Origin of the sequence: Actinomyces gaoshouyii, assembly GCF_002072175.1 — a bacterium.
Lineage (GTDB): Bacteria > Actinomycetota > Actinomycetes > Actinomycetales > Actinomycetaceae > Actinomyces > Actinomyces gaoshouyii.
Genome location: NZ_MVIV01000004.1, coordinates 25941 through 40156, shown reverse-complemented (window position 1 = coordinate 40156; position 14216 = coordinate 25941). Strand labels below are relative to the sequence as shown.

Annotated in this window: 12 protein-coding genes; 6 read left to right on the top strand and 6 right to left on the bottom strand. The window is 70.7% G+C overall.

The window, feature by feature from the left end; translation table 11 throughout:
• Positions 1-43: 43 nt before the first annotated feature.
• From pgl to zwf, 3 genes are read right to left on the bottom strand one after another with little or no spacing between them, the layout of a single operon-like run.
• On the bottom strand, positions 44-841 hold the full coding sequence (gene pgl / locus B1H50_RS04760; RefSeq protein ID WP_080462644.1) for a 6-phosphogluconolactonase: 798 nt from the start codon (positions 839-841) through the stop codon (positions 44-46).
• On the bottom strand, positions 838-1839 hold the full coding sequence (locus B1H50_RS04755; protein WP_080462643.1) for a glucose-6-phosphate dehydrogenase assembly protein OpcA: 1002 nt from the start codon (positions 1837-1839) through the stop codon (positions 838-840). The genes pgl and B1H50_RS04755 overlap by 4 nt, the downstream gene beginning before the upstream one ends.
• A complete protein-coding gene (gene zwf, locus B1H50_RS04750; RefSeq protein WP_080462642.1) occupies positions 1836-3407 on the bottom strand; it encodes a glucose-6-phosphate dehydrogenase in 1572 nt (523 codons plus the stop codon). Before zwf ends, B1H50_RS04755 begins: the two co-directional genes overlap by 4 nt.
• 228 nt (positions 3408-3635) lie before the next feature.
• On the opposite strand from zwf, the gene gndA reads away from it, so the two are divergent.
• The 5 genes from gndA to B1H50_RS04725 all read left to right on the top strand — a co-directional run bounded on the left by gndA (position 3636) and on the right by B1H50_RS04725 (position 7980).
• The gene (gndA, locus tag B1H50_RS04745) at positions 3636-5111 is read left to right on the top strand and encodes an NADP-dependent phosphogluconate dehydrogenase (RefSeq protein WP_080462641.1); all 1476 of its coding nucleotides are present in this window, start codon (positions 3636-3638) and stop codon (positions 5109-5111) included.
• Positions 5112-5329: 218 nt separating this feature from the next.
• A complete protein-coding gene (locus B1H50_RS04740) occupies positions 5330-5773 on the top strand; it encodes an FHA domain-containing protein (RefSeq protein WP_080462796.1) in 444 nt (147 codons plus the stop codon).
• A gap of 89 nt (positions 5774-5862) precedes the next feature.
• Positions 5863-6513, top strand: a complete 651-nt coding sequence (gene ftsR, locus B1H50_RS04735) for a transcriptional regulator FtsR (protein ID WP_080462640.1) — start codon at positions 5863-5865, stop codon at positions 6511-6513.
• Between the two features lie 116 nt (positions 6514-6629).
• A complete protein-coding gene (locus tag B1H50_RS04730) occupies positions 6630-7100 on the top strand; it encodes a DUF151 domain-containing protein (RefSeq protein WP_080462639.1) in 471 nt (156 codons plus the stop codon).
• 364 nt (positions 7101-7464) lie between these two features.
• Entirely contained in the window at positions 7465-7980 is a 516-nt protein-coding gene (locus B1H50_RS04725) for a MerR family transcriptional regulator (protein ID WP_080462795.1), read from the top strand.
• 156 nt (positions 7981-8136) lie between these two features.
• Here the strand turns inward: B1H50_RS04725 and B1H50_RS04720 are convergent, their stop codons facing one another.
• A complete protein-coding gene (locus B1H50_RS04720) occupies positions 8137-9765 on the bottom strand; it encodes an Hsp70 family protein (protein ID WP_080462638.1) in 1629 nt (542 codons plus the stop codon).
• 347 nt (positions 9766-10112) lie between these two features.
• Here B1H50_RS04720 and B1H50_RS04715 point away from each other — a divergent pair, with 347 nt between their 5' ends.
• Complete coding sequence (locus B1H50_RS04715; protein WP_188640725.1) at positions 10113-12128, top strand: sucrose-specific PTS transporter subunit IIBC; 2016 nt, start codon at positions 10113-10115, stop codon at positions 12126-12128.
• Positions 12129-12257: 129 nt separating this feature from the next.
• Here B1H50_RS04715 and B1H50_RS04710 read toward each other — a convergent pair whose 3' ends face one another.
• Together B1H50_RS04710 and B1H50_RS04705 are read right to left on the bottom strand one after the other, a co-directional pair.
• Entirely contained in the window at positions 12258-13265 is a 1008-nt protein-coding gene (locus B1H50_RS04710; RefSeq protein WP_080462636.1) for a LacI family DNA-binding transcriptional regulator, read from the bottom strand.
• A gap of 68 nt (positions 13266-13333) precedes the next feature.
• Positions 13334-14038: an SGNH/GDSL hydrolase family protein gene (locus B1H50_RS04705; protein ID WP_080462635.1), complete on the bottom strand. Its 705-nt coding sequence runs from the start codon at positions 14036-14038 to the stop codon at positions 13334-13336.
• Positions 14039-14216 lie beyond the last annotated feature (178 nt).

Sequence of the window (14216 nt, the reverse complement as noted above, 5' to 3'; positions counted from 1 at the left end):
TCCCGAGCCTACGGGTGGGAGGAGGTCTGCGCCACAGGAAGGACTACCGGTCTCGGGGATCGGCCGCGTCGTCGAGGAACCACAGGGTCCGCTCGCCCCGGGCGCAGGAGATCGGGGCGAGCGCGGCGTCGGGCGAGCCCAGGCCGGCGCGGGCGGCGTCGCGCTTGTCCTGCCCGAAGGCCAGGAGAACCACGAGCCGGGAGCGGTGGAGCGCCGGGAAGGTGAGGGTGGCGCGCTGGGGCGGGGGCTTGGGGGAGTCCTCGACGGCGGCCATGTCCCTCCCCGTGGTCAGCGCCACGGGATGGCCGGGGAAGAGGGAGCAGACGTGCCCATCGGGGCCCATGCCCAGGTGGATCGCGTCGAAGCGCCCGCCGACGGGGCCCGCGACGGCCAGGTCGCGCTCGAGCGCCTCCGTGGCGAGGCGGACGTCGGCGGCGGCCTCCGGCCCGGCCAGGCGGTGGATGTTCTCCTCGGGCACGCCGGCCTCCGCCAGGGGAGCGGCGAACAGGTCGTTGCGCTCGGCGTCGCCAGCGGGCACGAAGCGCTCATCGCCGAACCAGATGTGCAGCCCCCGCAGGTCCTGGGGTGGGAACCCGGCCTCGGCGAGAGCGGTCGGCAGCGCGTGAGCGATGGCCCTGCCACCGGAGCCGCCGGTCAGTGCGAGATGAGCGGCGCCCCTGGCGGAGAGGCCCTCGGCGATGGCCGCGGCGATCGCGGCGCTCGCGCGCTCGGCGGCCTCCTCGCGGGTGGGTGCGATATCGACCATCGGGGCGGGCAGGCCAGCCGTCCGGGACTCGATGTCGTGGCGCGCGCCGGGGCGCGCGGAGGTGGGCTCGGTCATCGCGTGGCCTCCTGTGAGGGCTGGGGGTCCTGGGTCCGGGGGCTCTCGGCGAGGAAGGCCGCGAGGACCTCCCCGTAGAGGGGATCGGGGGACAGCCGGCGCAGCTCCTCGTCGAGGGTCGTCACGTCGCTGCGGCGGGTCATGGTGGCGATCTGCGGTTCGCGCCCATCAGGGCGGCAGACGCACACGCGGTCGGTGTCGATACGGGTGATCGTGATCTCGCCCTCCGGGGTGCGGGCCTGCACGGAGGCGATGCCCTTGAACCCCTCGACATCGCGGCGCTCCACAGGCACGCCCAGGCGGAGCCTCAGCCAGGAGGTCATGAGCGCCACGGAGGCGTTGCAGTGCTCTCCCTCGATGACCATCGAGGTCACGCCCGCGCCGCGCAGGGCGGGGGCCAGGGCGGAGGCCACCATGGCGCGCCACAGGGTGATGCGCGTCCACGCCAGGTCGATATCCCCGCGCCGCGAGCTCGGCGCCAGGCCGCGCAGGGCGGTCTCGGGCCGCTCGAGGGCCGGGGTATTGGTGATCCTCGCGGTGGCGAGGCGCCCCAGGGGATCGTCGGCGGGCACGCGCGGGCACTCATGGGGCCACCAGACGACCACGGGCGTGTCAGGCAGGAGGAAGGGGACGACGAGCGTGTCGATGTGGTCGGCGGCCTCGCCCCAGGGGCGCAGGACGATCGTCTCGCCCGCGCCGGCGTCATGGCCGGTGCGGATCTCGGCGTCGAGGTGCCCCCCGATGTCGGAGGCGACGTGGCCGTCCCGGCTGCGGGGCCCCGAGGGCTCCTGGGCTTCCCCTCGCTCGGGGACCACCGCGATGATGCGGCTGGGGTGATCCCGGCTGGCTCCGTGAGCAGCTTCGAGGGAGGCCTCGAGGTGCTCGGCGTCGCAGGTGATGAGCAGAGTCAGGACGTGGGAGTGCCCGTGGGCGCCCTCGTTGGCCAGGATCGCCGAGGTGATCCTGGCGGTGGTGGTGGCGGTGAGCGTGGTGATCATGAGCGCCTCCAGGCACGGCCCTCGCGGGCGAGCAGATCGTGTGCGTCCTCGGGTCCCCAGGAGCCAGGGCGGTAGTCCCGCGGCGGCCCGGAGGCCGACCAGTGCTCGATGACCGGGTCGAGGATCCTCCATGACAGGTCCACCTCCCGCTGGTGGGGAAACAGTGGGGCGTCCCCGAGGAGGGCATCGAGAATGAGGCGCTCGTAGGCCTCGGGGGACTCCTCGTTGAAGGCGGCGCCGTAGCCGAAGTCCATCGTCACGTCGCGCAGCTCCATCTGGGTACCGGGCACCTTGGAGGCCACCCGCAGGGTCACGCCCTCGTCGGGTTGGATGCGCAGCACGATGGTGTTGGCGCCGATACCGGCGGTCGCGGCGTCGTTGAAGGGCAGGAAGGGCGGCTGGCGGAAGACGATGGCAACCTCGGTGACCCGGCGGGCCAGGCGCTTGCCCGCGCGCAGGTAGAAGGGCACGCCCGCCCAGCGGCGGTTGGCGATCTCCAGGCGCAGCGCCGCGAAGGTCTCCGTGCGCGAGTCCGGCGCCACGCCGTCCTCCTCCAGGTAGCCCTTGACCGCGGTGCCGCCCTGGTAGCCGGGGGCGTAGCGGCCCCGGGAGGTCGTGGCGTCCAGGTCGAGGACGCCGTCGCGCTCCAGGCGCACCGAGGCCAGGACCTTCTCCTTCTCGGCCCGCACGGCGGCGGCATCCATCGAGGTCGGCTCCTCCATGGCCACCAGGGCCAGGAGTTGGAGGAGATGGTTCTGGATGACGTCGCGCGCCGAGCCGATGGTGTCGTAGTAGCCGGCCCGCGTGCCAATGCCGATGTCCTCGGCCATGGTGATCTGCACGTGATCCACATAGCGCTGATTCCACAGGGGCTCGAACATCGTGTTGGCGAAGCGCAGTGCCAGGATGTTCTGGACCGTCTCCTTGCCCAGGTAGTGGTCGACCCGGAAGACGTCATCGGGCCGTACGATGCGGCCGATGAGCTCGTCGAGCTCGCGCGCGGAGGCCCGGTCATGGCCGAAGGGCTTCTCGACGACCACGCGCCTCCAGGATCGCTCGTCGCGCTCCACCAGGCCGGAGCGGGCGATGCGCTCGGTGACGGCGGGGAACCAGCCCGGGGGGATCGACAGGTAGAAGGCCCGGTTGCCGGCCGTGCCGCGCGAGGCGTCGAGGTCCTCGACCACGCCGGTCAGGCGCTGGTAGGCGTCATCGTCCTCGAAGGAGGAGAAGGTGACGAAGCGCATCCCGGCCGCCAGCTGCTCCCAGGTGGTGCCGCGCCACGGGGTGCGGGCACCCGCGCGCGCCCACTTCTCGACGTAGTCGCGCATAGCGCCATCGTCCCAGTCGCGCCGGCCCACGCCCACCAGGGAGAAGCTGGGGAAGAGCAGGCCGCGGTTGGCCAAGTCGTAGATGGCCGGCAGCAGTTTGTTGCGCGCGAGATCGCCGGTGATGCCGAACATCACCAGGACGCAGGGGTCGGCGATCCTTGGGAGTCGCAGGTCACGACTATCGAGCAGTGCCGTCGCCGAGGGGGGACGGGACTGGGGCGGTGCTGTGGATGCTGGCACGGGTGCCTTCCTGGAGTGGTCTTGGCCGCAGGGCTCTGCGGCCGGCCTTACTTTAGGTGCCCGGCGCGCTGGGCCCTGGCGTGTTTCACGTGGAGAGTAAGGGGCAGGGGCCGGTGGCGCCGCGGGCTACTGTTGGCAGCGGCCCACGCGAGGATCCCCGCGCGCAGCGGGGCCGAAGGAGCCAGCCGCATCGGCTGCCCGGGCCGCGATCCACCGAAAGGCAACGTGATGACCAGCTTCACCCCTGCCCCCTCAACCGCAGACCTCGGCGTCGTCGGCCTGGGGGTGATGGGAGCCAACCTCGCCCGCAACCTGGCCCGCCACGGCCACGAGGTGGCCGTCTTCAACCGGACTCCGGTCCGCACCGAGAAGCTCATGGACCGCTACGCGGACGAGGGCGCCTTCGTGCCCGCAGCCGAGCTCGCGGACTTCGTCGCCTCCCTGCGCCGCCCCCGCGTGGCCATCATCATGGTCCAGGCCGGGGCCGCCACCGAGGCGGTCATCGACGCGCTCGCCGAGCTCATGGAGCCCGGCGACATCATCGTCGACGCCGGCAACACCCTCTACACCGACACCCGCCGCCGCGAGGAGGCCCTGCGCGAGCGAGGTCTGCACTTCGTGGGCATGGGCGTCTCCGGCGGGGAGGAGGGCGCGCTGCTGGGCCCCTCCATCATGCCCGGTGGGACGGCAGAGTCCTACGACCGCCTCGGCCCGATGCTCGAGTCCATCTCCGCCCAGGTCGACGGCGTCCCCTGCTGCACCCATGTGGGCCCCGACGGCGCGGGCCACTTCGTCAAGATGGTCCACAACGGCATCGAGTACGCCGACATGCAGCTCATCGCCGAGGCCTACGACCTCCTGCGCGGCGTGGCGGGCATGAGCGTGGCCGAGATCGCCGAGGTCTTCCGCGCCTGGAAGGACTCCGAGCTCGACTCCTACCTCATCGACGTCACCACCGAGGTCCTCTCCCGCACGGACCCCGCCACGGGCGGGCCCTTCGTCGACGCCATCGTCGACGCCGCGGGCCAGAAGGGCACCGGCGTGTGGACCACTCAGACAGCCCTGGAGCTCGGCGTGGCCGTGCCCGCCATCGCGGAGGCCACGTTCGCGCGCGCCGCCTCCTCCTCGGCCGGTGCGCGCCTGGCCGTGCGCAACGCCTCCTTCGACGCTGGCGCCCAGCCGCCGGCGCTCGACGCGCCCGAGGCGCGCGAGGAGTTCGTGGCGGCGGTCAAGGACTCGCTCTACGGCTCGAAGATCGCCGCCTACGCCCAGGGCTTCGACGAGATCGCCACGGCCTCGGGACTCTACGGCTGGCAGGTCGACCTGGGCGCCATGGCCCGCATCTGGCGCGGCGGCTGCATCATCCGCGCCCGCCTCCTGGACGATATCACCCGCGCATACGACGAGGAGCCGGCGCTCGGCAGCCTCCTGACAGCTCCGGTCTTCGCCTCCGCACTGGAGGCAGTCCTGCCCGCCTGGCGCCGCATCGTCGCCACGGCGGCCCTTGCCGGCGTCGCGGCACCCGCCTTCGCCTCCTCGCTGGCCTACGTGGACCAGCTGAGGGCCGAGCGCCTGCCAGCGGCCCTCATCCAGGGCCAGCGGGACTTCTTTGGCTCGCACACCTACCACCGCGTGGACGACCCGGAGGGCACCTACCACGTCACCTGGTCCGCGCCCGAGCGCGTCGAGGAGAAGTGGGCCTGAGGCCGGAGCGGGACGAGGATGCCGAGTACCTGGACGCCGATGAGCTCCTGAGCCTGACCCGCGATGGCCTGGACCTGCCGGTTGCCACCTGTCCCGGCGCCGTATTCCCGCATTCGGTGAGGGAGCGAGAGCCTGAACGGCGCGACGACGGCGCGCGGGGACCGGTATGGTGGGCCCATCGCGGCGCGACGAGCGCCGCCCTACCAGAGGGGGCCACGATGACGAGCATTCCATCGGATTCGGACACCACGTCGACCCAGACCCTCGGCGCGATCGACCTGTCCGCCGATGTCGACGTCCAGGTCATCGGCCTCTCGGCTCAGGACCGGGCTGCGATCGCCGCACTGCCTGCGGGCACGGCGCTTCTCATCGTCCAGCACGGCCCGGTGACCGGGGCGCGATTCCTCCTGGACGCGCAGCAGACGACCGTGGGCCGCCACCCCCGCGCCGATATCTTCCTCGATGACGTGACGGTGTCCCGTAAGCACGCGATCTTCTCCGCCGTCGACGGCGGGTACGCCGTGCGCGATTCGGGATCGCTCAACGGCACTTACGTCAATAGGGAGCGCGTGGAGCAGGCGACCCTGCGGGCCGGCGACGAGGTCCAGATCGGCAAGTTCCGGATGACCTACCACCCCGGCCCTGCCGCGACCGCCCAGTGAACCGACCCAGTCGATCCCGCGAGCAGAGCCCCGCCGCCGGGAAGGGGGCTCCAGGGCCGTGGCCGCGCGGCGTCTCCCGCGAGGCCACGATGAAGATCAGCGAGGTCGTCGAGGCGCTGAGGGCCGAGTTCCCCGCGCTGTCGGTGTCCAAGCTGCGCTACTTGGAGACTGAGGGGCTCATCTCGCCGCACCGGATCGGCAACGGCTACCGGCGCTACTCGCAGGCCGACGTCGCCAGGCTGCGCTTCGCCTTGACGGCCCAGCGCGACGAGTACCTGCCGCTGGGCGTCATCCGGGAGAGGCTGGAGGACATGGACGCCTCCGCCTCGGCGCCGGATCCCGCCCCGGTCGCCCGGGTGGTGGCCTCGCGGGGCCGCGCCGTCGAGGGAGCCGACATGAGTCTGGAGGATCTCAGGGCCCTCACGGGGGCCTCCGAGCCGGATATCAACGAGCTCATCTCAGTGGGTCTCATCGCCGCCGACGCCCGCGGGCGCTTCGCCCCCCAGAGCCTGCGCATCACGCGCCTGGCCCTGGAGGCCGCGCGCCTGGGACTGCCCCTGCGCAATCTGCGCTTGGTGCGCACCAGCGCGGAGCGGGCGGCGGACTCCATCGATCAGGCCACGCAGTCCGCCCGGCGCCGCTCGGCCACGGCGGCCGAGGACTCCGCCACCCGGCTCGCCGGCCTCATCGGCGAGCTGCACGGGGAGTTGCTCCACCTGGCCGTGCGCGCCCTGTCCTGAGCCGCAGACTTCCCAGCCGGCCGGGCGCCGGCGAAGGCCGGAGTAGCCGATGAGTCGGTGCGCCCATTCGCCGGACGCGGCACCCGGCTGACCCGTAGCCTTATGGCGTGCGCCCCATGCATCTCGTGGGCATCCGATCCACCGCAGCCTCCACCGGCCTCGTCGCGATCCTCGTCGAGGCCGGTGGCCCTGGCATGACCGCCGTTCCCGTCACCGCGCGCGAGGGACTCGTGCTCTCCGAGCCGATTCCCTCCACACGACCCGGCTGGGTGAGCCTGCTGGCGCGCAGCGTCCATATGCTGGGCGGCTCCCTCCTCCAGATACGGCTTGGGGTCGACGCCGATGCCCGCCTCGTCTGCGGCCTGGCCATCGCCGGAAGGGACGAGCGCGGAGAGGTGGGGGAGGTCCCCTGCGCCCCGGGCGACGCCCTCGTCCTGGCGAGCGCCCTGGACCGGCCGATCCTCGCCTCCGAGACGCTGCTGAGGCTGCGCGGGGTGGACCTGGGCGAGCAGACGATGCACGAGCGGATGGCGCGCTGGCGGAGGAGCCTGGCCACCGCCATCCCGGAGGATCCCCCGACCAGGTGAGGGCGGGATCCGGCGCTGCCTGGACCCAGCGCGACACGCGGCACATGTGTGACAGATGTGACTATTGAGGTGATCTCGGTCATGATCACCTTTTTAGGCGCACTGATGAAATCCCCGAATACCAGGTGAAACCCGGCCTCCCGTCGTCCGTCATTGACTTGAAGTTGAGATTGAGATCCAGCGGAGGAGTTCCGCTCGGCGCGCCCTTCGTTGAGCGGGAGCGGATCGCCCTCTATCGTGGGGCATGCGGTCGTTGACGGCAGCCCGTCGCGATCCGAAAGCCAGTAACCGATCTGTGAGGAGCAGTCCTGTGAGCGCGAACGAAGCGAGTCTTCACGCACCCGCACCGCAGCTCGCCCAGGGCATGCTCTTCGGCGACACTCTTCCGGACCTCGACGCCTCCTCGGGGTACCGCGGACCGGTCGCCTGCCGCGCCGCCGGCATCACTTACCGCCAGCTCGACTACTGGGCCCGCACCGGGCTGGTCGAGCCGACGGTGCGCGGCGCCAAGGGCTCGGGCACGCAGCGCCTCTACTCCTTCCGCGACATCCTCCTGCTCAAGATCGTCAAGCGCCTGCTCGACACCGGTGTCTCCCTCCAGCAGATCCGCACCGCGGTGGATGCTCTCCACGAGCGGGGGGTCGAGGACCTCACCTCCATGACCCTCATGAGCGATGGCGCCTCCGTCTACGAGTGCACCTCTGCCGACGAGGTCATCGACCTCGTCCAGGGGGGGCAGGGCGTCTTCGGGATCGCCGTCGGCCGGGTCTGGCATGAGGTCGAGGGATCGCTCGCCGAGCTCCCCGTGGACCACGCCGAGGCCCCCGTCGTCGAGGATGAGCTCGCCAAGCGCCGGGCCGCCAAGCGCCAGGCCGGCTGATCCGCTCCCGGGGATCACGCGCCGGCGGCCCCTGGGAGCGATGGTGGCGGGATACCACTGGACGACGCCCGCTCCACACCATCCATCACAGCATATTGAGACGCCCCGCCCGCCCCGTTCCAGGGGTGGGCGGGGCGTCACCGGGCCTCCAGGACCTCAGGCGGTCTGGCGGCCCAGGACGTAGCGACGCGAGAAGCCGTCCTCCAGGTCGGTGATCGTCACCTGGACGAGTCCCGCGGAGTCGATCTCGTAGCGCTCCTGAACGCGGCGACCCGCGCCTGTGCGCTCGACAGGGCGTCCGGAGAGGTCCTCGTCGCGCAAGGCGGGGTCGAAGGGGAAGATGATCTCCTGGTACGGGGCGAGCTCGCCGCGGGGCTCGCCGTCGGCGTCGACGCCCGCGCACTCGACGAAGCGGAAGCAGCCGATATTGTGGACGGCCGTGTACTGGCGGGTGATGACCGTGCCCTCACGGGTGGCGCCGGCCTGGATCGCGTCCTCCCCAAGGATGGCGTCGAAGGTCGTGCGCTGGCCGTCGTCGGCCTCACGGAACACTCCGAAGCCGCGCGAGAGGCGGTCGATGAGGTCGTAGCCGGAGTCCCGGTCCGAGGCGATGGCGAGGCCGATCGCGGTGGAGGCGCCGGGGTAGGGGGAGCGGTGGACCCTCGCGCCGAAGCGCTCGCGCAGCATCCTGGGCACGAGGGGCAGCGCGGAGCCGCCGCCGACCAGGTGGACGCCCGCGACCTCGGTGAGATCCGGGTCGCCGTCGGCGAGACGGCCGATGAGGGGCTCCATGACGTCCAGTGAGCGCTCCAGGAGGGGCTTGCAGACGTCGTAGAGCTCGGCCGTCTGGATGATGATGTCCTTGCCGCGTACGTCCAGCGCGATGCGCCGGGTCTGGGGGGCGAGTGCCTCCTTGGCATCGCGGCACTGGTCGAGCAGATCGGAGACCTCACGATCATTGAGGTCCTCCTCCCGCACGCCCGCGCGCTCGAGCGCGAGCTGGGCGAGGAGGAGGTCGACGTCATCGCCGCCGAGGTCCCCCAGACCGCGGGAGGCCAGCACCTCGTGGGCAACGCCTCGCACATCCACGAGCGAGGTGTCGAAGGTGCCGCCGCCGAGGTCGTAGACCAGCACCCGGCTGCGCCTGGAGGAGACGGTGCGGGCCTTGCGGTGCGTGTACTCGAATCCGGCCGCGCTGGGCTCGTTGAGCATGGCGATGACATTGAAGCCGGCATCGCCGAAGGCCTCGAGGGTCAGGAGGCGCTGGGCGCCGAAGGCATGGGCCGGCACGGCGACGGCGACCGAGACGCGCGATCCTCGCGCACCGGGGTCGGTGCCGTCCATGCCGGGGGCCGCCTTGAGCTGGGCTCGCAGGTGGCGCAGGTAGTCGGTGAGGATCTCCAGGACGGTGAAGCGCTGGCCACCGAGCTCGAGCTCGGTGGCCGGGGTGATGCGCGGGCTCGATAGGCGCCGCTTGAGGCTGCGAAGCAGCGGGGCGCCCTCGCGGGCGGCGGCGCGCGCGGCGAAGCCGTGGACCAGGCCGTCCGGGGTCAGGGCCGTGAGCGAGGGCAGGTACTCCTGGGGATCACCGTGCTCATCGGGGAAGGGCACGACCGGGTAGTTACCGCGGTCGACGCGAGCCACCACGGTGCGCGTGGTGCCCAGGTCGATGCCAAGGGAGGGACCGGGCCGGTTCTCGCCCGGGGCCGGAGCCTTGGCTCGGCAGCGGCCGCGTGAGGAGGAGGTGGGCAGGGTCCCTGAGGTGCGCGGGCGCTCGGCTGTCATGGTGCTGAGCCTAGCGGGACCCGGGCGAATAGGGCCGAAGCCCCACCGGGGAACGGGCAAAGTGGCGGGCAGAATCAGGCGCGGACGCGACGATCGGGGACTCGGCGGATCAGCGCGGGTCGGTCGCGTCGGCAGTCGCATCGCCCGGCACTCAGACCGGCCTTGCCCGGACGGGCGCGTAACGGTAGTGTGACTCACGTTTAACACAGGCCCTGCCAGGGGATCATCGATGACCCCGTGGCGCTGCATCCCACCCCCACGATCCCCATCTCGCGGCTCGCCGCGCCCGGTGACGGGGAGGATGGCGCCTGGCAGTGCCGACCACTGAGAGGAGGCACCGGGTGGCAATGGATCACGCCCGGGTGGCGACCGACGTCCTGACCTACGTCGGCGGCGCGGAGAACATCACGGCGGCCGCGCACTGCGCGACCCGCCTGCGACTTGTCCTTGCGGACTTGGGCAAGGTCGATCAGAAAGCCCTCGACAAGGACCCCGATATCAAGGGGACCTTCATCGCCGGCGGCATGTACCAGATCATCGTCGGCCCCGGCGATGTGGACCACGTCTTCGATCGCATGATCGCGACCGGCGGGGTCAAGGAGGTCTCGAAGGATGAGGCCAAGCAGGTAGCCGCCCAGTCCGGCAACCTCGCCTCGCGGTTCATCAAGATGATCGCGGACATCTTCGTCCCGATCCTGCCCGCCCTCATCGCCGGCGGTCTCATGATGGCCATCAACAACGTCCTGACGGCCGAGGGCCTCTTCGGCAAGATGTCGCTCAAGGACCGGTGGACCTGGCTGGCCGACTATGCCGACCTCATCAACCTCATCTCCTCAGCGGCCTTCGCATTCCTCCCCGTGCTCGTGGGATTCTCGGCGGCCAAGCGCTTCGGCGGCAACATCTACCTCGGCGGGGCCATGGGCGCCGCCATGGTCTCCAGCTCCCTGCTGAGCGCCTATGACATGAGCAACCCCGAGGCGGCCGCGAAGTTCTGGGAGTTCACGGGGGCGAATCCCAGCTGGCAACTGTTCGGCTTGGAGGTCCAGAAGATCGGCTATCAGGCGATGGTCATCCCGATCATCTGCGTCGCCTACCTCATGTCGGTCATCGAGAAGCAGTTGCACAAGCGCCTGTCCGGCACGGCCGACTTCCTCCTCACCCCGCTCATCACGCTGCTCGGCACCGGCTTCCTCACCTTCGTCGTCGTCGGCCCGATCACGCGCCAGCTCTCCATCTGGATCACCGACGGCCTGGACTGGACGTACAACACGCTCGGCCCCCTGGGCGGCGCGCTGTTCGGTCTCGTCTACTCGCCGATCGTCGTCACCGGCCTGCACCAGTCCTTCCCGGCAGTGGAGATCCCGCTGATCTCCGACATCGCCAACACCGGCGGCTCCTTCATCTTCCCGATCGCCTCCATGGCCAACGTCGCCCAGGGCGCCGTCGCTATCGCAGTCTTCCTGCGCACCAAGGATGCCAAGATGAAGGGCCTGGCTGGCGCCGGTGGCGTCTCCGCGCTCCTCGGCATCACCGAGCCCGCGATCTTCGGCGTCAACCTGCGCCTGCGCTGGCCGTTCTTCATCGGCATGGGATCGGCGGCCATCGGCGCCGCTCTGGTGTCCTTGTTCAACGTGCGCAGCCAGGCGCTCGGCGCCGCGGGATTCGTGGGCTTCGTGTCCATGGTCCCCAAGCACATTCCGGCCTACCTCGCTCTCGAGGTCCTTGTCGCGGTGATCGCCTTCAGCGGCGCCTACTTCTACTCCCGCACCGCCAAGGGAGCCGCCTCCCTGGCCGATGGCGACGTCGAGGATGAGGCCGAGGCTGAGGCTGAGGCCATCCACGAGCACACCGCCGAGGGCCAGCCCCATGAGGCGGTCAAGGTCGAGCTCCCCGCTGAGGCCGCTGAGGACTTCTCCGTCACCTCGCCCATCGAGGGGCGCGTGGTTCCGCTGTCCGAGGTGGACGACGCCGTCTTCTCCCAGGGGCTGCTCGGCCCGGGCCTGGCGGTTATCCCGTCGGCGGGCCCGGTGGTCTCCCCGGTCGATGGTGAGGTCATCGTGGCCTTCCCGTCAGGCCACGCCTACGGCATCCGCGCCGCCAGCGGCGTGGAGGTGCTCATCCACGTCGGCATGGACACCGTCCAGCTCGACGGCAAGCACTTCAGCCCGAAGGTCCACCAGGGCGACGTCATCCGCCGCGGCACGCCGCTGGTGGAGGTCGACTGGGACGCGGTCAAGGCGGCCGGGTACCAGATCGTCACGCCGATCGTCGTGTCCAATGGCGACAAGTTCTCCGGCATCTCCGAGGCCGGGACCCACGACGCCTCGCGCGGCGACGCGCTGTTCAGCGTCAACCACGACTGAGAAGCCCAGGGCATCTCCAGAGAGGGTCGGGCCCATCGCATTCCCGCGGTGGGCCCGACCCCTTTTTCCACCGAGACCGGTCGAAAACAGCGACGAGACCGGTCCGCAGCGCTGATGAGGACGCGCGGCTCAGGTGGTCCGGCCAATGACGAGCTCAACCGGGAGCTCGATCGGAGCGATCTCCAGCGCGCGCAGTTCAACGCCGTCGTGGATCGCCGCGATCTGGGCCAGCAACTCGGCGACGGCGCGACGCGAGAGCTCGGCGATGGGCTGCCGGATGGTGGTCAGTCCCGGCATCGCCTGGCGGATCGCCCGCGTGCCGTCGAATCCGATGACTCGCAGGTCCTCGGGGACGCCCAGCCCCGCCGATCGGGCCCACTCCACAACGCCGGCCGCGGTGAGGTCATCAGTGGCGAAGACGGCGTCGAAACCACCGAGGCGGCTGGTCAGCTCATCGTTGATGCGCTGGGTCCGCTCCGGCTCGGGAGTATTGAAGTCGACGGCCACGATCTGGGCCTCGATGTCGGCCAGGGCCAGCGTGGACCGATAGCCGGCCTCACGGCCGTTGCGCCTGCCCGTGCGCGAGGTGAGCAGCAGCGGGTGGCGCGCCCCTCGCTGGAGGAGGTGTTCGGTGGCGAGAGCGCCTCCTCGGACATTGTCGCAGCGGATGTTGGGGATGGCAGGGAAGAGGTCGCGGTCGATCATGACCAACGGCATGCGGACCGTGCCGTAATCGGCGAGGTCCTCGTTGTGAGCCGACGAGATGATGCCGTCCACACGATGCGAGACGAGCAGGTCGAGATACTCCCGCTCGCGCTCGGCGCGGCCCTGGGAGTTGCACACCAGGATGCGGTAGCCGTGCTCCGCCAATGCAATCTCGAGCTGCGCGGCGAGCTCACCGAAGAAGGGAAGGGCCACCGTCGGTACGATGACGCCGATGCTCCGGGTGGCCATGCCGTGCAGGACGCGGGCGGCCTGGTTCGGCCGGTAGTTGAGCTCCGCGATGGCGGCGCTGACCCGCTCCTTGGCCGCCTCGCTGAGGTAACCGCGGTTGTTGATCACTCGTGACACGGTGGTCAGCGAGACGCCCGCGAGCTCGGCGACATCGGCGAGCGTCGGCTCTCGGCGCTGAGGCACAGCAACTCCTATGTCTTGACGTCTGGACGGAAACCGCGGGCAAGCCTATGCCCGCGCGCACCGGACTGCTACAGCGGGGCGCCGCTCGACAGCGCGCCGGAGGGCGGGGGAGTGGGGACCAGGTCGGGGACCATCTCGCGGTAGATGGCGATCATGGCACGGGCAATGGCCGCATGACCGGCGTCATTGGGGTGGATCCCGTCGATCGCGAGCTTGTTCTCGTTGCCGTCGATCGCGGTGCTCATGGCGTCGGTCGAGGCCAGGCCGAGGCGGGTGGCGTGGTCGTGGACGAGCCGGTGGATGATGCCGAAGCGCGGGCCGATGCCGAGGGCGGGGAAGTAGGGAGCGACGATCGTGGGGACGCCCGGAAGGCGCTCAACCAGGAAGGCGAAGTCGTGCTCGATGGCCTCCTCCACGAGGTCCCGCTGGGAAGGCAGGAGCGCGGCGTCGTTGAGCCCGAGGCAGATGGTGACGACGTCGGGCTCAGCGCGCAGGACCGTCTCCAACCAGGTGGTGTCCCGGCATGAGGGGGAGCGGCCGCCCCCGGGCAGCTTCCCACCGCGCTGGCAGAAGAAGCCGATGCCATCGGCCGCCAGGCTCGCCTCTCGCCAGCGCAGGTGCTCGCAGACCAGCGACGAGAAGCGGTTGCGGGGGTGGCTGACCGAGTTCCACCCCGTAACGACGGAGTCCCCGAAGAAGACGGCGGTGGGGTGAGGTGTCAGCCGGGGGACCGTTGGGCCGTCGGGTCCTGCGGGCGGGTCTGGTGATGTCATGGCTAGAGCGTAGGCCGATGGCCGCGGCCGCGCAGGTCGATGGGGATGTGCACGACGGCGTGCTACCAAGCACGACCGGGTGGGCGCGTTGGCGTCACGAGGACGGGGCACGGGCTCGGAGGCGCTTATGTCATTTCTGCGTCGGAGCGGATCGCTACCAGCCTCCTCACAGGTTGCT